The organism is Polaribacter uvawellassae (assembly GCF_039748955.1).
Classification (GTDB): Bacteria; Bacteroidota; Bacteroidia; order Flavobacteriales; family Flavobacteriaceae; genus Polaribacter; species Polaribacter uvawellassae.
Genome location: NZ_JBDIZN010000004.1, coordinates 1 through 20301, shown reverse-complemented (window position 1 = coordinate 20301; position 20301 = coordinate 1). Strand labels below are relative to the sequence as shown.

Here is a 20301-nt window from a genome sequence, read left to right as displayed (position 1 = left end):
ATTATTCAATTAATATGTCAAAAATATAAATTATATTTAAAATAAAGACAATAAAGCCAAAAAAAATACATAAAAATCAAACTATTGTTTTATGTCCTAAATAGTTTTTAAGATCACCTTCTTTTTCTAACACAACTTCAGTTACAAGCTTGTTGTCTACAACTTTATCTACAAATTGATAGGCTTTTCCTTTTGTAGTGTTTTTGGTTAGCTCAATTATATCAAAAAAGTTTTTTTGATTATTTGGAATCTTAAAATACGGTAAATACTCTTTATAATCAATAGCTGTAGCAATATGATGTATTCCTTGAACAAGTGCGTAAAAGTTAAACTTCCTTGCTTCTTCTCTGTCATAATCATCAGGAAAATGTCCAGCTTCAATTAAAATAGTATTGAATCCTAATTTCTGAAAGTTATCTCCTGTTGCAGTTGGATAAAACTCGTCTGTGTATCTACCAACATGATTCGGTATTACTTGTTGCAATAGCGTATTCATTGCTACAATAACATTCATCGTTAGTTTTCTGCCTTCTGTTAGCTTTCTTGTTACTTCTTCTGATGGCGCTAAAAATGATATGGTTGCAGGATTCTCAGTTCCTTCTACTCCAAAAATTGTTCTTTGATCGTGTAAATTAAAGCAGTAATCTGGTTGAAAACTTTCTAATACACTTCGCAACAACTTGCTTTCTATGGCTTTTTGATCTACTGCATCTCTATTCAAATCAATATTTTTAGCATTTGCTCGCGTGTAGTTTAACGATCCATCTGGATTTAACATCGGAATACATAAAATGGTACACTTCTCTAAAATTGCTTTAAAAACAGGATCTTTAGAACTAACAATACAATTAAAAAAGTCGAATAAAGCTTTCGTTCCTGTGCTTTCATTTCCGTGCATTTGTGTCCAAATAAGAATTTTACTTTCTCCAGAACCAAATTGTACAGAACGAATTGGAACTTTATTCTCAGAATTTCCAATTACAGTAACAGCAAGTTTATTTGATAATTTTGACAACAACGGAGAAATATGTGCATCATGAATCCATTTCCCAAAAAGAGCAGTTTCTTTTTTAGAGTTAAAAATTGTTTCTAATAAATGTGGATTTAAAGTTTCCATTGATAAAAGTATCCGACAAAAATACAAATTCAATTTTAGGTTCTTCTTTATTTTATTACAAAAGTAAACTGATTAAATGTTACAATTGTAATCTAGTTTTTTCTATTTTATTGATACAATTGTAATCTAATACTAAACAAAATCTATTTACAATATTACAAATTACAAACTCAATAAAATCAATATAAATATCTTCTATTGTTTATATATAAGCATCTAATTTACAGTTTATTAAACTTTATTATATAAACCTTTAATTTAGTTTAAAAGTAGATGTTTAAAAAATTAATAAATGATTACAAGGTTATTTAATAAGATTGTTTTACATTTGTAAAACATTTTATAATTTACAATGGTAAACACGAGTGATTTTACAACAAGGCTAAAAAAAGTGATGGAATATCATCATTTAACGGCATCATTATTTGCAGATAAAATTGATGTGCAACGTTCTAGCATTTCTCATATTATTTCTGGTAGAAATAAACCTAGCTTAGATTTTATTTTAAAAGTGACAAATACTTTTAAAGATGTAGATATTTATTGGTTGTTAAATGGTAAAGGCACTTTTCCGAAACAAGTAGTAGAAAAAATAAGTAGCCACGTTCCTACTCTTCCTTTTGAGGAAAAACAGACAATCAATTCTGATACAGAAAAGAAAATACAACGAATCGTCATTTTTTATTCTGACGGAACTTTTGAAGAATATAAAAAATAAAAGCCTTTAGGTATTCTAAAGGCTTTTAATTTATAGTTTGATACTTTATTAGTTGACAAGCTTTGCCATACCAATTCGTATAATTTGAATGTGTTTGTTTCTATTTGAAACTCCGCTGTTTTTTTGAATTTCAACCATTTGTAATAATAGGTTTATTGCTGTTTTGTCAAAATTATACTGCTTAAACTGAATTCCTTTAGCTACAACATCGTCAACTAAATTCTCAATTGCCTTTGTGTTATTGCTTTTTGCAATTTTATCATACGCTCTTTTGTACAACTCTTGTATTCTTGTATCGTTGCTTAAAAACATTCCAGACAATACATTTTTAGCAATAAATTCTAATTCGGTTTCGTCATTTTCTTCAATAAATATCCTTGTTAATGGTGTTGCAATAATTTTTCTAACATCATTTGGCAATTCCTTAGAAAGCTTAATTGCTAATGCTTTATCAATATAATAAATTGCAACTAAGGTTTTTCCTAAAACGCTGTACGATTTACTTTTTAACGACTCTTGAAATATTGGTAAATTTCCTGGATCAGTTAATTTTCCTAAGGTTTCAATTGCTGCCGCTCTAACCAACGTTTTTTTATCATTCAAAGCAATTTTTTTAATTTTATCAATTACAGCTCTTTTAGAAGACTTATCAAACAAATCGATATTCTCAATCGCTAAAATTCTAATCTTATAAAACGGATCATCTATGGCGTTTGAAATTGCTTCGAAAACTTTTTTATCGTCTTGTAGCTTTGCGATTGCTAAAATTGCTTCTTTTTTATGCGCATAATTTGTAGTGTATTGCAACTGATTTAAATATTGACTTGTTGTTTTTGCTTCTGTAAAATCTGCCAATAAAACTCCGTCTGCATTCACAAGAATATTTTCTGGCGTTTTAGAATAGCTAAAAGTAAATGACGCATCTTTGCCATCAACAAAAACTTTTTCGCGAGTTACTTTACCATTTTCTATTATATCAATTGCAATCGGAAACTGAAACTCACCTTCTGTTTGATAAAAATTTACAGTTACTTTTTTCTCTAACGTGTTATAATCGTAAGAAACTTGAATCTTTGGATGTCCGCCCGAAAAATACCATTGATTAAAAAACCAGTTTAGATCTTTTCCAGTAATTTTTTCAAAAACCAAGCGCAATTGATGCACTTCTGCACTTTTGTATTTATTTTCTGTTAGATATAAATTTAAACCCGCAAAAAAAGCTTCATCGCCAACATAGTTTCTTAACATGTGTAAAATTGCGCCGCCTTTATTATAACTCACCGCATCAAACATATCTTCTTTGTCATTGTAAAAATAACGAACCAAATGTTTGTCGAAATTTTCTCCTTGTTTATATGCTTCTACACTTTCTAATAAATGCGCATTTGCATTGTCTTTTCCGTATTTGTGTTCTCTCCATAAATACTCGCTATAATTGGCAAAAGATTCATTTAGTGTTAAATTACTCCAACTTTCTGCAGTAACTAAATTACCAAACCAATGATGAAATAATTCATGTGCAATTGTGTTTTCTTGTACATTTTCATCAATCAGTTGCCCTGGCATTTGATTTGCATTTTCTCCATGGATTACAGCGGTAGTATTTTCCATGGCACCACTTATATAATCTCGTCCAACAAACTGACTATATTTACTCCAAGGATATTCTACACCAGTAATTTTTGAGAAAAACGCCATCATTTCTGGAGTTAATCCAAAAATGTCTTTTGCATACGGAGCGTATTTTTTTTCTACATAATATTCTACCGGAATATTTTTATAAGAATCTTTAATGATTTCAAATTCGCCTACACCTAAAAAGAATAAATAAGGTGCGTGTTTTTGTTTAAAATTCCAGTAATCTGTTCTTGTTCCGTTTGGATTTTCAGTTTGACTTTCTAATATTCCGTTTGATAAGGTTTTAAATTTACTAGGAACTGTAATTGTTAATTCTTGCGAAGTTTTTTGATTTGGACTATCAATCGTTGGAAACCAACAACTACTCGCTTCAGTTTCTCCTTGTGTCCAAACCTGTGTTGGTTTTGATGTATCTAATCCATCAGCATTGATAAAGTACAAACCTTTTGCTTGTGTAATTGCAGCACTTCCTTTTTGCTGAACCTTTTCTGGTCTTGCGGTGTATTTTATATATAGTGTAAAACTTTCGTCTTTTGTATATGCTTTTGGTAATTCTACTATAATTTTTTCTCCGTCGTAATTATAACCAACATTTTTAGTATTCAATTGAATGCTGTGAATAATCATTGCTTTTGCATCTAATATAACTTTATCAGTTGCATAGAAATAAGGTTTTAACGTAAGCCAAGCTTCGCCATTTAATTCTTTCTTTTTAAAATCTAAAGAAACATTGAGCTTTGTATGTTGCAATGCGTGTACTTTATCTTTCTCTTTTCTGTAAATTGATTGTGCATCTACTTGCGCAGAAAAAACAGCAATAAAGAAAATACAAATTAAAAAAGTGATTTTTTGAAACTTCATAAATAACGATTCTTATTAAGACTTCAAAAGTAAGAAATTTAAGATGTTTCCTTGTTAATGGCTCGTTAAAAAGAAAAGCCCAAAATCTAAGGTAGATTTTGGGCTTTATTATAAAATGATTATTTGTTTATTTTAATAAAACTTTAAACTGATCTAAATTAATTCCGTCGCCATCAAACTTTACTTCACTCATCATTTTCATAATATTAGAAGGATTCATATTGTCGCCTAAAATTCTAGCAACTCCAACTCCTTGTTTTGCTCCGTAACCAAAAGCAATAAGTTCATCAATTGCATCTGCTTCTCCAGTATAATACAGACTTACTTTCATGTTCTTTTCAGTAAATCTCATAATACTTTTATAATCTTTTCCTTTTAAAATTTTATCTAATTGCGCTCTTTCTGCTTCAACTTCTGTTGCATTGTCTTTAAAAGGCATTGCAACAACATTTACTTTTTTAATACTTTTTAATGTTTCTTTTGTTTCTTCAGAAACATCATCAGATTTTATTTGTAAAATACTTGCTGGCACATCAAAAGTGATAAATCCAGATTTATCTTGACTTTTAACTAAGTAACTTTGTAAAGATTCTTCGTTACATGATGTAAATGAAAACGCTAAAATAAAAGCTACTAATAGTGTTGTTATTTTTTTCATTGGTTTTGTTTTAAGTGATTGTTTTTTTAAGCAAATTTTGTAAATCTAATTTCTAGTTAGATTTTTTCCCATCATTAGAAAACTGGTTTGCAATGCTAGCTAATTTATTAACATCTATCTTACCGGTTAAAGAAACTACAACAGATTCTGCATTACCTTCAGTAACTCTACTAACTCCATTTACAAACATTAGCACTTCGCTAACAAAATCTTTATTGCTGCCAGTATTAACATAAATTTTAACTCTTGCATCTTTGTCTTTAATTCTCATTAACTCGATTAAGCTTGATTTTTTAACTGCAGATGTTACCATAGATTCCATTGTTTTTGCAACTTTAGGATCATTTGTTTTAAAAACTTTTAATTCATTTAAGCTTTCTATCAATTTAAAAATTTCAACAGCTTCTTTATCTCCGCCAAAATCTCCGCCAAATTTTTGTAGTAATTGGAATGCATCTTTATTTACAATAACAGAAGATACTTCGTCCATATTTTCTAGTTTATCAAATATAGATTGTCCAAAACTTACTGCTGGTGCTATAACTAGCGCTATTAATACGATTATTTTTTTCATGTTTTCTCTTGTTTACTTGGTTTGCTTATTACTTTTAATTTACTTGGTTTTAAATACTTTATTTACAGCGTCTTCATATACATACAAACTTGCAACAGCTTCGTTTCCTTTGTTTAAGTTTGTAGAGATCATTTTTAACGCTTCTTTTACTTGTGCAAATTGAGCTTTCGCTTTTTGCTCTTGCACATAACTATTTCCTATATATACGCTAAATAGTAAGGCTACTGATGCAGCTACTGACAACCATTTCCAATTCGTTTTTTTAGTATTTAATTGGATTGGTTTTTCAGATGTTTCTGCTTTATTGATGGCAAAATAACCAAACATCGATTCATATTCTTGCAAATGTGAAGCTACATTACCTGATAAAAAATAGTTTTTTAATGTTGCTTCTTCTTGCAAAGTAGTTTCTGCATTTAGATATTTTTCTAACAACTGTTCTATTTTAGATAATTCCATAATTGTGTTGTTTTATTAGTTCTTCTCTTATTGTTTTTCTTGCTCTTGATAATGCTACTCTTACAGCTGTTGGTTTTAAGTCTAACATTTTTCCGATCTCTTCAAAATCGTACTCTTCAACGTCTCTTAATTGAATTACTAACTTTTGCTGTTCTGGCAACTTCTCAATAAGCCTATGTACTTGGCTAACACTATCTCGATACTCCATTTTTTTATCTAAAGAAGTATCTTTTTCTTTATAATTACTATGAACCAATGTTAAGTTTGATGCTTGTTTAGATTTTAATCTATCAAAACAATAATTTTTAGTCATTGTCATTGCAAACGCTTCAACATTTTTATACTCAGCTATTTTTGCTCTATTTTTCCATAATTTAAAATACAATTCTTGTGTTGCATCTTCTGCTTCTTCAGTAGATACTAAAAGCCTTTTGGCTAAACGAAAGACCTTGTCTTTAAAAGGTAATACAGATTTTAAAAATTCTGATTGATTCATTAGTTTGTTATAATTGATTTGTAAAAACGTTTCTTTTCATTGCTTCTACACCTTTATGACGATGCACAATTAATTTTGTTACATCTATTTTTTAAATGTACTATAATTATCTAAATTGCGTTACTTAAATAATAGCTTTTTAAATGCTGAATTAATGAAAAACCTCTATAAAATTCTACTCTTAATATGTATTTCTTTTACTTTGTACAATTGCACCAAAATAGATGAGATTCCTGCGGATGTAGAAATCAATGATTTTGTTTGGAAAGCAATGAACGCGTATTATTTATATCAAGATCAAATTCCAGATTTAGCAGACAGACGTTTTAACAATCAGCAAGAATTAAATAGCTTTTTAAGAGAATTTGCCTCGCCAAATGAATTATTTTTAAATCTAATTTACGACAGACCAAACACTGATAACAAATCCGTTTTATTGGACGATTACAATTTAATTGAACAACCAAGCTTAAGAACTTCAACTACTCATGGAGTTGAATATGGAATTATTGCAGAACCTGGAAGTGCTGATAATGTTTTTGGTTATGTACAATATATTTTACCTAATTCTGATGCATCAACAAAATCGATTGCTAGAGGAAATTTTTTCTACGCAGTAGATAATGTGCAATTAACAAGAGATAATTACAGTACTTTATTAGAAGGTGCCAACTCTACATTCGAATTAAGTATGGCAGATTTTGACGGAACGACCGTTACGCCAAACGCTATAAAAGTTTCTTTAACAAAAGTGGGTTATACGCACAATCCAATTTTCATGTCTAAAAATATTGCAAGTCAAGGAAATAATATTGGTTATTTACTCTACAATAATGATTTTTCTAGCAATTATATCAACGATTTAAATGCTACATTTTTACAGTTTAAAAATCAAGGTGTTAATGAATTGATTTTAGATTTACGCTATAATGTTGGTGGCGGAAGTTTTGTTAAAAACATTACCCAAATTGCAAGTATGATTACTGGTCAATTTAAAAGTCAGCCATTAATAAAAAAACGTTGGAATAGCAAAGCGCAAGCTTGGTTTGAACAACATCAAGCAGATTCTTTACTCACAAAATTTACAGATAAAATAAATACTTCTACTCCAATTAACAGTTTAGGATTAACTGATGTGTATATTATTTTAAACGGAAGTTCTTCTTCTGTAGAGTTATTAATCAATAGTTTAAATAGTTATATGAATGTTCATGTGATTAATAGCGAAACAACAAACGGAGACAATACAGGATCAATAACGCTTTATAATTCTATCGATTACGATTTCACTGATAAAAACACAAATCACACTGTTGCGCTACAACCAATTGTGTTAGAATTCTTAAACAGCAATGATGAAACTTATGCCGATGGTTTTACGCCAGAATTGAGAATTTGTAACGAAGAAAATATTTTAAATTTAGGAGTTTTAGGAGATGCTTCTGATCCATTATTAAATGAAGTCATTAATTTAGTAAATGGCATTCCACCAAATCCACCTTCAATTTGCAATCCAAATAATTTAACTTTTTTATACAGTTCTGTTCGCAATCAACAAATTGTTGACACTGGAATTTTTATTCACCAAGATTTACCAAATACAAACTAAGATTTTTCACGAACTAGAATATGAATACTTCTTGCTCTAGAAGTAAAATCTTTAGAGAATTTTACAGGATGATTTGAAGATGGTGGAAATTGCTCAATCCAAATAGTATCTTTATCTATAACCCTTAACAAACCTGGTATTTTTATTTCTCTACCAGCACGTTCTAAGGTAAAATCTATCCAAAAAGGAGATTGAGAAAAATCTACTTTGTAAGAAACCGACATTCCATATCCCATTTGAGAAAAATAAGCTTTAGCATTCTTAGAAAAATCATATTCTACCTGCAACTCTTTGTCTGTCCATTTTCCTTCTAAATCAATTTCTTTAAACTGAGAAAAAGCATTGATACTAAACAAACAAGTTATCAATACTAGTGTCTGAGTAATTTTTTTCATTTTTATTATATACTATTAATTAAGATTTTGCTTCTATTAAATCTGGTCTATATTCATTCATTAATCCTTCGTCTTTTAATTTGGCATATTCAAAACCAGAATGCCACCATTTGGTCATTAACTTTTTATCAAAAATTAAAGAGTTTGTTGTTAACACAGTTGGAGTATAATATAAATTTAACTTTACATCGTTTTGTTTTGCGGTTAATTTACCAATGGTAATGTTATGTCTTTCTACATGTTCTAACATAAAATCAAATGTATCAAACAGCAAAGAAAAAGGATTTTTAGACTTTACTCTATTTATTTGAGTTACTTCGGTTTCTAATATAATTGCATCAACTTCTTTAGCTCCACGTAAAATTGCTTCTCTAATTGGCACCAAACAACCAAAACCACCATCGGCATATTGACAACCATTTTTTTCTAGCAAACTCATAAACGGAATGTAATTACATGATGCCCAAATCCAATCACAAAAATCGTTGTAGGTACATTCTCTTAGGGTTTTATACTCAACTTTGTTGGTCGATAAGTTTGATACTGTAACAACAACTTCAGTTTCATTTTTAATGATTTTTAAAAACACATCTTCAGTAATATATTTTTTAATTAATTTTCTAAGGTTTTTACTTTCTCCAAAGGTTTTTCTTCCGTTGATAAAATTCCAAAGTGTATTTAAGTGATTTATGGCTATTACTTTTTCTCCATGTCTTTTTTTAATAATAAAAGGGTTGTTGCTAAAAATGGTGTGCTGATTTACATTCGTGTAAATACTTTTAAGCTCTTCTATTTTACCAATTGCTAAATGAGAAACCAACAAACTACCTGTAGAAGTTCCAATAAAAATATCATAATTTCTTTTATTCTCTTCTATTAAATATTGCGCAACTCCACCAGCAAAAGCACCTTTGCTTCCTCCTCCAGAAATAACCAATGCTCTTTTATTATAACTCATTAAAACACCACATAAATAGTTGACAAAAATTTCATGCTAATTTACAATTAAACAAAGCAATATTGTAAATTAGTGGCTTAAAAATAAAGAAAATGAAAAAATATATCCTTTTAGTTTGTATTACAATTATTAGTTTTTCTTGTAAGCAAGAATATATAGTAAGAAGTTTTGATTCCGTTTCTATTCAAAAATTTGATATGGATAGCACAAGTATTAGAGCAATAATTGCTGTAAATTCTAATGAACTTTTATTTGCTGGTTCTCGTGGAGATATTGGTTTAACTGATGATGGCGGAAAAACATGGGATATTGAATACTTAAAATATCAAAATTCTATTGTTCCACATTTTAGAAGTTTAGCAAAAACAACTTCTGCAGTTTTTGCGTTGTCTGTTGCAAATCCTGCATTATTATATAAAATTTCTAACGGAGAAAAAACTGTAGTTTATAAAGAAGAACACGAAAAAGTGTTTTATGATGCTATGACTTTTTTAGATGATAAAACAGGCATTGCCATTGGAGATCCAATTGATGGATGTACATCTATTATTATGACCAATGATGGCGGAAATTCTTGGAAAAAAATTGACTGTGTTAATTTACCTGAAGTTAATGAAGGTGAAGCTTCTTTTGCTGCAAGTAATACAAACATTGCTTTTTATAAAAATAATATTTGGGTAGTAACTGGCGGAACAAAAGCAAGAGTTTTAAAATCTGCCGACAAAGGAAAAACTTGGGAAATAATTGAAACACCGTTTGTACAAGGAAATGGACCACAAGGGATTTATTCAGTAGATTTTTATGATGAAAATAATGGAATAATTGTAGGTGGCGATTTCTCTAAACCAGAAGAAAACAAAGCCAATAAAGCAATTACTGTTGATGGTGGAAAAACGTGGACTTTAGTTGCAGACGGACAAGCACCAAATTATAAAAGTTGTGTAAAATACATTCCTGGCACAAAAGGAAAAGAAGTAATTGCTGTTGGAAAAACTGGCGTTTCTTTTTCTAATGATGGCGGAATAACTTGGAAAGACATTAGTAAAGATGGTTATTATGCCATTGATTTTGTAGATAAAAATACGGCTTGGTTATCTGGTCACGAAAAGATTGGGAAATTGGTTTTAAAATAATTTCTTTCGCATTAAATGAAACTTTTTTTTACACTTTTCTTGTGTTGTTTAATTTTTTCTTCATGCAATACTTCTTCTGCATTAGCAAAAGAATTTTCTTGTTCAAACACTAAATTTACTGGTAATTTAGAACAAAATACAGACATTAAGAAAACGTTTAGTATTCAGATTCCAACACATTGGAAAACCAATTTCTTTTACAACGATTTGCAATCTTCTATTTATTTTGCAGACACCACCAAACAATTAACAGAAACTGTTTTAATAGACATAACACATATTAAAAGCGATTATAAATTTGATACCGATTTTGAAAAATCAATTTTAAAAAACGATTCTATTCAACAACTTGTAAATAGTAAAAAAGCACAATTTTCTTTTTTAGAAAACAACGCATTTTACGCAGTTTCTAAAGGTAGAAAAGGAAATTTTCCGTATCAAATAGTAAATATATTTATCAATAAAAATTCAATAAATTCTTATCATATCAAAACAGAGATTTATGGAGATACTCAAATTAACGAGCGTCTTTGTAAAGCAATCAATTTGATAAACAGCTTAGAATTATAACAACATAAGAAGATGAACAGAGAGAAAATTATCAACAGATTTATAAGTTATGTAAAAATAGACACAGAATCTGATCCAAATAATCCTGCTTTTCCGAGTACAGAAAAACAATGGGATTTAGCCAAACTACTTGTTAAAGAACTTCAAGAAATTGGAATGTCTGATGTTACCTTAGACGACAATTGCTATATCATGGCAACTTTGCCTAGCAATATCGAGTATAAAGTACCAACTATTGGGTTTGTTGCACATATAGATACAAGTCCAGATTTTACAGGCGCAAATGTAAATCCGCAGATTCATGAAAATTACAACGGAAAAGACATCGTTTTAAACAAAAAAGAAAACATAGTACTTTCTCCAGATTATTTCGAAGATTTATTACAATACAAAGGTCAAACGATTATTACAACAGACGGAACAACATTGCTTGGTGCAGATGATAAAGCGGGCGTTACAGAAATTGTTTCTGCGATGGAATACCTTATCAATCATCCAGAAATAAAACATGGTAACATTAGAATTTGTTTTACGCCAGATGAAGAAGTTGGCAAAGGCGCGCATTTGTTTGATGTCGAAAAATTTGGTGCAGAATGGGCATACACAATGGACGGAAGTCAAGTTGGAGAATTAGAATACGAAAATTTTAATGCTGCTGGCGCTGTGGTAACTATTGAAGGAAAAATTGTACATCCAGGTTATGCAAAAGGTAAAATGGTAAATTCTATGTTAATTGCAAATGAGTTTATTAGTGCGTTACCAAAAAATGAAATTCCGCAAGAAACAACCGGTTACGAAGGATTTTTCCATTTGCACGATATGCACGGAAATGTAGAAAAAACCACCTTAGAATATATTATTAGAGATCATGATATGGATTTGTTTTTAAAACGAAAATCAGATTTTGAAAAGGTGGCAATTGCAATCAATCAAAAATTAGGGAAAGAGTTGATTTCTGTTCAAATAAAAGATCAATATTACAATATGAAGGAAAAAGTAGTTCCGGTAATGTATATTGTAGATATTGCCGAAGAAGCAATGTTAGACTTAGGAATAAAACCATTAATTAAAGCAATTCGTGGCGGAACGGACGGTTCTCAATTGTCATTTAAAGGATTGCCTTGTCCGAATATTTTTGCTGGCGGACATCATTTTCATGGTCGTTACGAATATGTTCCGGTAGAATCAATTTTAAAAGCAACACAGGTAATTGTTAAGATTGCAGAGAAAGTTGCTGTTAAGTTTAAATAACATTAAAGGTTATATTGTTAGATTTTGAAGAACATGAATAGTAGTTTGTATTTATTTTTTACATTTACCAACTTAATTTTAGAAAACAGAAATGAATAGCAAAACCTTACTGCAATTAGCAAATAAATACGGAAGCCCTTTATATGTATATGACACAGATAAAATTACTTCGCAATACAACAGAATTACCAATGCATTTTCTGGTGTAAAAAATGTAAAGATCAACTATGCAGTAAAAGCGCTATCGAATATCAACATTTTAAAAGTGTTTAAGCAATTAGGCTCAAATTTAGATACGGTTTCTGTTCAAGAAGTACAATTGGGTTTGGCAGCTGGCGTATTGCCAGAAAACATCATCTATACTCCTAACGGAGTTTCTTTAGAAGAAATAGAAGAAGTTGCTGCGTTGGGCGTTCAAATTAATATAGACAATCTTTCTATTTTAGAATTATTTGGTCAAAAACATCCAACAATTCCGGTTTGTGTACGTATCAATCCGCATATTATGGCTGGTGGAAATTCTAAAATTTCTGTAGGACATATTGATTCTAAATTCGGAATTTCGATGTATCAAGTTCCTTTGATTAAACGTGTTATGGAAAATACCAATATGTGTATAAACGGAATTCACATGCACACAGGTTCTGATATTTTAGATATTGATACTTTTTTACGCGCAACAGAAATTTTGTTTGATGTTGCTTCACAATTCGAAAATCTAGATTTTATTGATTTTGGAAGCGGATTTAAAGTGCCGTATAAAGAAGGAGATATTTCTACAGATATTGAGCAATTAGGAAAACAACTTACAAAAAGATTCAACGATTTTTGTATAGAATATGGCAAAGAATTAACCTTAATGTTTGAACCAGGAAAGTTTTTGGTAAGCGAATCTGGTTATTTTTTAGCCAAAGTAAACGTTATTAAACAAACAACTTCTACTGTTTTTGCGGGAGTTGATAGTGGTTTTAATCATTTAGTACGACCAATGATGTACGAATCGTATCATCATATTACAAACATTTCAAATCCGAAAGGAAGAGAGCGCTACTACTCTGTTGTTGGTTATATTTGCGAAACAGATACGTTTGGAAATAACAGAAGAATTAACGAAATTACAGAAGAAGATGTATTGTGTTTCCACAATGCAGGCGCGTATTGTTTTTCTATGGCTTCTAATTACAATTCTCGTTTTAAACCTGCTGAAGTAATGGTGCATAACGGAAAAGATTATTTGATACGTAAAAGAGAAACTTTTGATGATATTTTAAGAAATCAAGAAGTTGTAGATATTTTTTAGTAGATTTAGAATATATTTTGATATAAAATACAAAAAGTACTGTTATCCCAAAAATAATACGGGATATCGGTAATAAAAGTTACTATATAACGAGTTGTGCGTCAGCTGAAAAAAAGCCAGAACATTAAATGAAAATAGACAAAGCCTCATTTGACAAAATATATGCTTCCAAATTTTGGACAAAACTAAAAGACAGTATTGTACCTTTCGGAAAAACACCAGATAAGGCTGAATTTCTTGACGAATTATATCAAGGTATAACGGAATTCACTTATAACCCTAAAAATCCAAGGGAGTATATTGTAATCAATAAGCATAACGGAATTTCCAGATACGTACCAACATTTTCTCGAAAGGACTATTGTGTATTTTTTCTTTGCATAAAATTACTTGAAAACGAAATTGCAGTTAACAGAGTTGACGGAACATTTGGAGGTTGGACACTTGGAAATCCAATCAGACTAAAAGAAGAACAAGAAATTCTTGAATTAGAATATGTTCCGTTTAATACAATAAATGAACTTTCTTGGGTTCAAGAATGGCAATCCTTTCAGAATATTGCTAAAACTTACAGAGATTTAGACGATTGGAAATGCTTTATAAACTTGGACATTGCCAACTTTTACGATTGTATCAACTTGACAATTTTAGAAAGAAAAATTAGACACGTAATACCTAAATCTAAACAAGACGTTGTTACTCTTTTATTTCACTTCCTACAAAATTGGAATAAAAAATTAGAAGGCTACAATCTAAAAACCGTTGGAATTCCTCAAGACGAAATTGGCGACTGTTCAAGAATTTTAGCAAATTTCTATTTACAAGATTATGACTTGATAATGAACGAAATTTGCGATAAATATGGAGCTAAATACATTCGATTTGCTGATGACCAAATCATTTATGCAAAAGATTTACAGGTAGCAAAGAACATCTTATTTGAAGCTTCAAGAGAGTTGTTAAAGATTAACTTAAACTTTAATAGTAGTAAGGTAAAAGAATTTAAATCTAAAGCGGAATTTGACACATATTGGTCATTTGAACTTTTTGAACTTCTAAAAAACAAAACCGACAAAACTTCAATAAACAAAGGAATTGAAAAGTACTTTGAGTATTTAGACAACTATGTAAAATTTAGAGATAATTCGGTGCTAAAACGAATTTTATCAGTTGACAGTAAATTAATTGAACCAAAATTCAGACACAGATTAATTGCTATGTTCTTTAATCCAGATTTTCTCGCTCAACTTGGGGTTTGGCACTTTAAGCGAATTAGAGAGTTTATTGACAACGACACAGAATTTTTTGGAGAATTAGACAAAATGGTAAGTACAGTACCATTTAATTCTTATCATTATAATTTGTTAGCATTTTACAAAAAAGAAAGGACAGGATTTGACTGTTCAGAAATTGAAAAACGAATCGAAGAAATTAAATTAAAATAAAGCCGAACGCACAACAATGGCTATAAGTAATTGCTTGTTCTCGCCTACTTCTGAAAATCCTCGCGGATTTTCAGTTTGGGGTGTACTTGCAAAGTTAAGTGCTAACTCACGCAACTACTCATAGCCCAACCGTTGGCATTAATTTAGCTTCCTACTTTTTAAGAAAGAATAGTAATTAATTATAGGCTTATCTTCTAATCCTAAATCCATTGCTAAATCGTACCATTCGAAAAACAAATCATTAGGTACATCTTTTTCTAAATCAAGTCTAATATCTTCGAAATTCACGTAATAATCCATCGAAAAACAAGCAATAGTTCCACTTAAATCTGCAACCCAAAAATCAAATGATAATTCGTGTTTAACAGCAAATAATTCTACATATTTTTTAATTGACATTTCGAGTTCATTGTATAAACTAATGCCAACACCACCTATATTCAATGGCTTTTTACCGCTTAATTCTTTAGTCTTTGTTTTTTTACTCATTTTATTTATAATTTGAAAGTTATTTAATTATTTATTCGCCACTAAACATAGCTGTAATACGTTGGCAATAATTTGACACAAATTTAAAATGAGAAATAAAAAACAAAATTATTTATTATTTTCAATCTTATTATTTGTATCCAGTGTTTATTCCCAGCTTCAAGGTAAAGCTGATTTTTCATTTGGAACTTTAATAACAAATCAAGATACAATTAAGTGTTTTATAGAAAAGGGGGTAAATTACAATTCTACAAATATTAGATATAAGAATGAAAAAGAGGATAAAAAGATTTTAAAAATAAAAAGTCAAAATGTAAACTATCTGATTTTAAGAGCAACGAAATATGATAGAATTCAACTTGATAATAAAAGTCTTTTATTAGAGGTTTATAAAAAAGGAAATATATCTCTCTATATTGATAATTCAGAACTTTCTACAAAACCAACTCGAAAAGTAAAATTTATGAATGATATAAGAGTTTACGAAAAATCATATAGCCCTAAATATCCTGAAACATACTTTTATATAGTTGGAAAAGAAAAAACATTTAAGATTAAAAAAAGAAAATATAAAAAGGAACTAAAATCAATGATGTCTGATAATATTGAAATACTTAACAAAATAGATAAATTAGAATATAAAAGCCCTTTATTTAAATTTAAACTAGGCGAAGTAATTTCAAAGTACAATTATTGGTTTAAATACGATAAAAAATAACTATTGCCAACAACGTACAAAATTAATTGCTTGGCTAGTGCCTACTTACGAAAGTCCTCACGGACTTTCTTTGCTCGGGAATTATTTACTAAATTTATAGCTTAAACACGCAACTAAATCTTGTACAAGACCGTTGTGTGCAAGCTCTGAAAAACAGTACGCAGTAGAAAAATAACGAAAGAAATAACTATTTTTGTTGAATGAATTATGACTTAAAAAAACTTTATAGAACTGCTTTTTGGGCGAGTGTTCTTGGAATATTCGCCTTTATTTTTGATTTTGGTTTTTCAAAAGCTACTTTAATTCAGCAAATCATTGATGGATTTTATTTTATAGTGATTGCATTAGGTCTAATTGCCACTTTTGCAAGGTATTTTGAAAATCCGAATTTGTTAAAACGGAAAGTAGCCGTTTTCGATATTATTTCAGTTGCCTACACACTTTACATCTTTTATATGTACCTATTTGTTGGAGAAGCATTTAAAACCGATTTGATTTTAGAAAATCCTATTTGGGTTGTTTTAGCTGTTATATTAACTTTCATTAGAGAATTTTCAGAACAAAAACTAAACCTAAACAGAACATATTTTAATCCAGCGCAAATATTCATTTTAAGCTTTCTAACTATCATTTTTATTGGTTCGTTGTTGTTGATGTTACCAAAAGCAACACATAACGGAATTTCATTTATAGATGCATTGTTTACTTCAACTAGCGCAGTTTGTGTAACAGGATTAATTGTGGTTGATACAGGTACGTATTTTACACTTTTCGGACAATCTATTATTTTATTTTTAATACAAATTGGTGGATTAGGAATATTAACTTTTGCAAGTTACTTTAGTTACTTTTTTAAAGGAGGTAGTACTTATGAAAACCAACTCACATTAAGTGAAATGACCAATTCTCAAAAAATTGGTGATGTATTCAGTACCTTAAAAAATATTATTGTAATTACCGCAATTGTTGAATTAACTGCTGCAATCCTCATTTTCTTTTCTTTAGACAAGTCTTTAATTAATTCATTTTCTGATAAAGCATTTTTTTCAGTATTTCACGCCATTTCGGCATTTTGTAATGCAGGGTTTTCAACCTTGAGCAATAGCATTTACGAAACTGGCTTTAGATTTAATTACACCTTACAACTTATCATTATTGCAACGTTTGTATTAGGTGGTTTAGGATTTCCTATTGTTGTTAATATTATTAGATTTATTAAACACAAGGTTATTAATATTTTTCGTTTCAACTCAAAAGAAAAAATCCATAAACCTTGGGTACTAAATATAAACAGTAGAATTACACTTGTTACAACGGTATCTCTTACAACTATTGCATTTATATTATTTTTTATACTTGAATACAATAATACGTTATCAGAACATTCTTTATTTGGAAAAATAGTAAATGCACTATTCGGAGCAGCAACACCAAGAACCGCTGGATTTAATTCAGTAGATATGAACGCATTAGCCTTTCCAACAGTAATGATAACCTTTCTATTAATGTGGATTGGTGCATCACCAGCCTCTACTGGTGGTGGAATAAAAACAAGTACCTTTGCTATAGCAACACTTAATATTTTGAGTTTGGCAAAAGGTAAACAACGCATAGAAGTTTTTAGAAGAGAAATTGCTGATATTTCGGTAAAAAGAGCATTTGCAACAATTGCTCTATCTTTAATTGTTATTGGTACAGGAATTGTGCTGATTGCAATTTTTGACCCTGAAAAAGGATTACTCAATATTGCTTTTGAGAGTTTTTCAGCTTATAGTACAGTTGGTTTAAGTTTAGGTATAACAGGCAGTTTAAGTAGTGCAAGTAAAATAATTATTATACTTATAATGTTTGTAGGCAGAGTAAGTATGTTATCAATAATTGTTGCACTTTTCAAAAAAATAAAACATAAAAATTATCGCTATCCTAGCGAAGAAATCACTATAAATTAAACAAAATGAAGTATATCATTGTAGGTTTGGGCAATTTTGGAGCATCATTAGCTGAAAAATTAACAACGCAAGGAAATGAAGTTATAGGTATTGATAACCGAATGAACAAAGTAGATTTGTTCAAAGAAAAAATATCACATACCATTTGTATGGATGCCACAGATGAATTTACTGTATCTGGACTTCCTCTTAAAGAAACAGATGTGGTTATTATTGCTATTGGCGAAGACCAAGGTGCCAATGTAATGACAACCGCTTTATTCAAAAATTTTCAAGTAAAACGTTTAATAAGTAGAGCTATTGACCCTTTACACGAAAAAGTATTGATAGCTATTGGAGTTGATGAAATTGTACATCCCGAAGAAGAAACAGCAGAACGTTGGGCAAAAAAATTATGCTTAACTAATGTTGTTGATTCATTTGAATTGAGTGATGACTTCAGCATTATTGAAATTGAAGTGCCAAACAAGTTTATTGGAAAAACAATTAGAGAAATTGAGTTAAGGTCGAAATATAACCTTTTAGCCTTAACAACAATTAAAAAAACAGAAGTTAAAACAGTTGTGGGAAAAACAAAAAGCCAAGAACACGTTCAAGGTGTAGCGTCACCAAATACCATTTTAAATGAAAACGACATTTTGGTTGTTTATGGAGCTAACAGCGATTTAAGAAACTTTACAAATCAATAAAATGAAAACTAAAAGTATTATTTTTTGTGGTTTTATTCTTTGCATTTTTAGTTCTTGCGAGAACACTCAAAAACAATCCAGACAATATCAAGTTGACAAGACTGTAGAACTATCTATTGAAAATGAAATAAAAAAAGTACCTTTCTCTAAAATGACAGTTATTACTTATGACGAATGTGAATATCTAATCTACAAAGAAGAATTTGACTCAAACGAAACGTTGGGATTTATGGCTCACAAAGGAAATTGCAAAAACCCAATACATTGTAAAACGGAATAAAAGCCAGCACACAACAATGTATAAAAATAATAGCGGTTTAATCGCTAAAATGAAAGTAAGTAAATATAAAAAAGGTCTGTGTTTAACCGAAAAGTTAGTGCGTGAGAATCCGCTACTATTCTTATACGAGACCGTTGGCAGTAATAACTCAACAAATCATGAATTTTATTAATAGAATAAAATGGATTTTTAAGAAACCTGAATATTATTCATTTGATGATTTTAATATTGATAATTATGAATTAAAGTTTCAATTTTTGTCAGACGAAATACTAATGGACATTTCAAAGGAATTAAGAAAAAGATTCAATCCCGATAACCTTGAATTTGCTTTAATCGAATTTAAAGATATTATATCTCAAGAGATAAATGATTCTAATGAATATAGAGAAGAAAACAATTGTAGTATAACATATTTCTTTCATGAAGATTTTTTCGAGTCAAATAATTTATTATTTCTTTCCCAATGTATTTCATCAAATAATCAAGAAATTGGAAACGTAACATCTAATATAATTTCTTTTGAAAAAAAAGAGAATTTTTTAGTTGTTAATAACCTCATTTAGTCAAAACACCAGATAACTCTTTCCTGAACATAAGGAAGATTCTTCAGTAGTTAGTTAATATATAAAAAATATTATTTCAATGTCATTTGCCACTTATTATTTGAAATGTGGATTCTCTCTGAAAATGGAAAAGTAATATCTGAAAATTAAAATAACTACTGCCAACAACGTGTATAACTAATTGCTAGTCAGTGTGTACTCGGAAAATCCTAGCGGATTTTCCTAATGGTTTGTTTCTTTTTTGCTAACTTAGTTCCAGCCAACGCAACTAGCCATAACACGAACACGTTGCCAATAATTATGACCCGTCCTGAATAAAGGCTACATAATTTTAAACATTATGTATAGAAATGACAAAGTAATTAGACGGTATTCAGAACCCTTTAAACTGAAAATTTTAGCCGAACTTACAACCGGAAAACACACAA

21 protein-coding genes are annotated in these 20301 nt (G+C 29.6%); 12 read left to right on the top strand and 9 right to left on the bottom strand.

The annotated features are described in order from the left end of the window. Positions 1–76: 76 nt before the first annotated feature. Positions 77–1117: a M14 family zinc carboxypeptidase gene (locus tag ABDX67_RS10090; RefSeq protein WP_347174902.1), complete on the bottom strand. Its 1041-nt coding sequence runs from the start codon at positions 1115–1117 to the stop codon at positions 77–79. A gap of 352 nt (positions 1118–1469) precedes the next feature. On the opposite strand from ABDX67_RS10090, the gene ABDX67_RS10085 reads away from it, so the two are divergent. Then, positions 1470–1835, top strand: coding sequence for a helix-turn-helix domain-containing protein (locus ABDX67_RS10085; protein WP_347174901.1), 366 nt, complete (start codon positions 1470–1472; stop codon positions 1833–1835). Between the two features lie 48 nt (positions 1836–1883). Here the strand turns inward: ABDX67_RS10085 and ABDX67_RS10080 are convergent, their stop codons facing one another. From ABDX67_RS10080 to ABDX67_RS10060, 5 genes are all read right to left on the bottom strand, one after another. Next, positions 1884–4334 carry a M1 family aminopeptidase gene (locus ABDX67_RS10080; RefSeq protein ID WP_347174900.1) on the bottom strand — a complete coding sequence of 817 codons (2451 nt, stop codon included), beginning with the start codon at positions 4332–4334 and terminating at the stop codon, positions 1884–1886. Between the two features lie 127 nt (positions 4335–4461). Beyond that, positions 4462–4992, bottom strand: coding sequence for a DUF4252 domain-containing protein (locus ABDX67_RS10075; RefSeq protein WP_347174899.1), 531 nt, complete (start codon positions 4990–4992; stop codon positions 4462–4464). Positions 4993–5044: 52 nt separating this feature from the next. Continuing rightward, positions 5045–5566 carry a DUF4252 domain-containing protein gene (locus ABDX67_RS10070; protein WP_347174898.1) on the bottom strand — a complete coding sequence of 174 codons (522 nt, stop codon included), beginning with the start codon at positions 5564–5566 and terminating at the stop codon, positions 5045–5047. A 39-nt stretch (positions 5567–5605) separates the two neighbouring features. Beyond that, the gene (locus ABDX67_RS10065; protein WP_347174897.1) at positions 5606–6025 is read right to left on the bottom strand and encodes a hypothetical protein; all 420 of its coding nucleotides are present in this window, start codon (positions 6023–6025) and stop codon (positions 5606–5608) included. Next, the gene (locus tag ABDX67_RS10060) at positions 6012–6521 is read right to left on the bottom strand and encodes an RNA polymerase sigma factor (protein ID WP_347174896.1); all 510 of its coding nucleotides are present in this window, start codon (positions 6519–6521) and stop codon (positions 6012–6014) included. Before ABDX67_RS10060 ends, ABDX67_RS10065 begins: the two co-directional genes overlap by 14 nt. 154 nt (positions 6522–6675) lie before the next feature. Here ABDX67_RS10060 and ABDX67_RS10055 point away from each other — a divergent pair, with 154 nt between their 5' ends. Continuing rightward, positions 6676–8130, top strand: coding sequence for a S41 family peptidase (locus tag ABDX67_RS10055; protein WP_347174895.1), 1455 nt, complete (start codon positions 6676–6678; stop codon positions 8128–8130). On the opposite strand, the gene ABDX67_RS10050 is transcribed toward ABDX67_RS10055, so the two are convergent. Together ABDX67_RS10050 and ABDX67_RS10045 are read right to left on the bottom strand one after the other, a co-directional pair. Then, a complete protein-coding gene (locus ABDX67_RS10050; RefSeq protein WP_347174894.1) occupies positions 8127–8525 on the bottom strand; it encodes a hypothetical protein in 399 nt (132 codons plus the stop codon). The two genes, ABDX67_RS10055 and ABDX67_RS10050, sit on opposite strands and share 4 nt — an antisense overlap. A gap of 19 nt (positions 8526–8544) precedes the next feature. Beyond that, positions 8545–9483, bottom strand: a complete 939-nt coding sequence (locus ABDX67_RS10045) for a patatin-like phospholipase family protein (protein WP_347174893.1) — start codon at positions 9481–9483, stop codon at positions 8545–8547. 92 nt (positions 9484–9575) lie between these two features. On the opposite strand from ABDX67_RS10045, the gene ABDX67_RS10040 reads away from it, so the two are divergent. From ABDX67_RS10040 to ABDX67_RS10020, 5 genes are all read left to right on the top strand, one after another. Next, positions 9576–10616 (top strand): WD40/YVTN/BNR-like repeat-containing protein, encoded by a 1041-nt coding sequence (locus ABDX67_RS10040; RefSeq protein ID WP_347174892.1) that lies wholly within the window; start codon positions 9576–9578, stop codon positions 10614–10616. 15 nt (positions 10617–10631) lie between these two features. Continuing rightward, entirely contained in the window at positions 10632–11186 is a 555-nt protein-coding gene (locus tag ABDX67_RS10035) for a hypothetical protein (protein ID WP_347174891.1), read from the top strand. Positions 11187–11198: 12 nt separating this feature from the next. After that, positions 11199–12437 (top strand): peptidase T, encoded by a 1239-nt coding sequence (gene pepT / locus ABDX67_RS10030; protein WP_347174890.1) that lies wholly within the window; start codon positions 11199–11201, stop codon positions 12435–12437. Positions 12438–12528: 91 nt separating this feature from the next. Continuing rightward, positions 12529–13737, top strand: coding sequence for a diaminopimelate decarboxylase (gene lysA, locus ABDX67_RS10025; RefSeq protein ID WP_347174889.1), 1209 nt, complete (start codon positions 12529–12531; stop codon positions 13735–13737). 128 nt (positions 13738–13865) lie between these two features. Next, entirely contained in the window at positions 13866–15182 is a 1317-nt protein-coding gene (locus ABDX67_RS10020) for an RNA-directed DNA polymerase (protein ID WP_347174888.1), read from the top strand. 138 nt (positions 15183–15320) lie between these two features. On the opposite strand, the gene ABDX67_RS10015 is transcribed toward ABDX67_RS10020, so the two are convergent. Next, on the bottom strand, positions 15321–15671 hold the full coding sequence (locus ABDX67_RS10015; RefSeq protein WP_347174887.1) for a hypothetical protein: 351 nt from the start codon (positions 15669–15671) through the stop codon (positions 15321–15323). 88 nt (positions 15672–15759) lie between these two features. Between ABDX67_RS10015 and ABDX67_RS10010 the strand changes: the two genes are divergently transcribed. From ABDX67_RS10010 to ABDX67_RS09990, 5 genes are all read left to right on the top strand, one after another. Next, a complete protein-coding gene (locus ABDX67_RS10010) occupies positions 15760–16389 on the top strand; it encodes a hypothetical protein (RefSeq protein ID WP_347174886.1) in 630 nt (209 codons plus the stop codon). A 200-nt stretch (positions 16390–16589) separates the two neighbouring features. Next, entirely contained in the window at positions 16590–18338 is a 1749-nt protein-coding gene (locus ABDX67_RS10005; RefSeq protein ID WP_347174885.1) for a TrkH family potassium uptake protein, read from the top strand. A gap of 5 nt (positions 18339–18343) precedes the next feature. After that, a complete protein-coding gene (locus ABDX67_RS10000) occupies positions 18344–19027 on the top strand; it encodes a potassium channel family protein (RefSeq protein WP_347174884.1) in 684 nt (227 codons plus the stop codon). 1 nt (position 19028) lies between these two features. Then, a complete protein-coding gene (locus tag ABDX67_RS09995) occupies positions 19029–19307 on the top strand; it encodes a hypothetical protein (RefSeq protein ID WP_347174883.1) in 279 nt (92 codons plus the stop codon). A gap of 158 nt (positions 19308–19465) precedes the next feature. After that, complete coding sequence (locus ABDX67_RS09990) at positions 19466–19873, top strand: MPN domain-containing protein (protein WP_347174882.1); 408 nt, start codon at positions 19466–19468, stop codon at positions 19871–19873. The last annotated feature ends 428 nt before the right edge of the window (positions 19874–20301 follow it).

Coding starts and splice junctions, on each gene's coding strand:
- ABDX67_RS10055 (WP_347174895.1), top strand. CDS start 6,676: ATGAAAAACCTCTATAAAATTCTACTCTTAATATGTATTTCTTTTACT.
- ABDX67_RS10065 (WP_347174897.1), bottom strand. CDS start 6,025: ATGGAATTATCTAAAATAGAACAGTTGTTAGAAAAATATCTAAATGCA.
- ABDX67_RS10020 (WP_347174888.1), top strand. CDS start 13,866: ATGAAAATAGACAAAGCCTCATTTGACAAAATATATGCTTCCAAATTT.
- ABDX67_RS10040 (WP_347174892.1), top strand. CDS start 9,576: ATGAAAAAATATATCCTTTTAGTTTGTATTACAATTATTAGTTTTTCT.
- lysA (WP_347174889.1), top strand. CDS start 12,529: ATGAATAGCAAAACCTTACTGCAATTAGCAAATAAATACGGAAGCCCT.
- ABDX67_RS10080 (WP_347174900.1), bottom strand. CDS start 4,334: ATGAAGTTTCAAAAAATCACTTTTTTAATTTGTATTTTCTTTATTGCT.
- ABDX67_RS10085 (WP_347174901.1), top strand. CDS start 1,470: ATGGTAAACACGAGTGATTTTACAACAAGGCTAAAAAAAGTGATGGAA.
- ABDX67_RS10005 (WP_347174885.1), top strand. CDS start 16,590: ATGAATTATGACTTAAAAAAACTTTATAGAACTGCTTTTTGGGCGAGT.
- ABDX67_RS10035 (WP_347174891.1), top strand. CDS start 10,632: ATGAAACTTTTTTTTACACTTTTCTTGTGTTGTTTAATTTTTTCTTCA.
- ABDX67_RS10070 (WP_347174898.1), bottom strand. CDS start 5,566: ATGAAAAAAATAATCGTATTAATAGCGCTAGTTATAGCACCAGCAGTA.
- pepT (WP_347174890.1), top strand. CDS start 11,199: ATGAACAGAGAGAAAATTATCAACAGATTTATAAGTTATGTAAAAATA.
- ABDX67_RS10015 (WP_347174887.1), bottom strand. CDS start 15,671: ATGAGTAAAAAAACAAAGACTAAAGAATTAAGCGGTAAAAAGCCATTG.
- ABDX67_RS10000 (WP_347174884.1), top strand. CDS start 18,344: ATGAAGTATATCATTGTAGGTTTGGGCAATTTTGGAGCATCATTAGCT.
- ABDX67_RS09995 (WP_347174883.1), top strand. CDS start 19,029: ATGAAAACTAAAAGTATTATTTTTTGTGGTTTTATTCTTTGCATTTTT.
- ABDX67_RS10050 (WP_347174894.1), bottom strand. CDS start 8,525: ATGAAAAAAATTACTCAGACACTAGTATTGATAACTTGTTTGTTTAGT.
- ABDX67_RS10075 (WP_347174899.1), bottom strand. CDS start 4,992: ATGAAAAAAATAACAACACTATTAGTAGCTTTTATTTTAGCGTTTTCA.
- ABDX67_RS10010 (WP_347174886.1), top strand. CDS start 15,760: ATGAGAAATAAAAAACAAAATTATTTATTATTTTCAATCTTATTATTT.
- ABDX67_RS10060 (WP_347174896.1), bottom strand. CDS start 6,521: ATGAATCAATCAGAATTTTTAAAATCTGTATTACCTTTTAAAGACAAG.
- ABDX67_RS09990 (WP_347174882.1), top strand. CDS start 19,466: ATGAATTTTATTAATAGAATAAAATGGATTTTTAAGAAACCTGAATAT.
- ABDX67_RS10045 (WP_347174893.1), bottom strand. CDS start 9,483: ATGAGTTATAATAAAAGAGCATTGGTTATTTCTGGAGGAGGAAGCAAA.
- ABDX67_RS10090 (WP_347174902.1), bottom strand. CDS start 1,117: ATGGAAACTTTAAATCCACATTTATTAGAAACAATTTTTAACTCTAAA.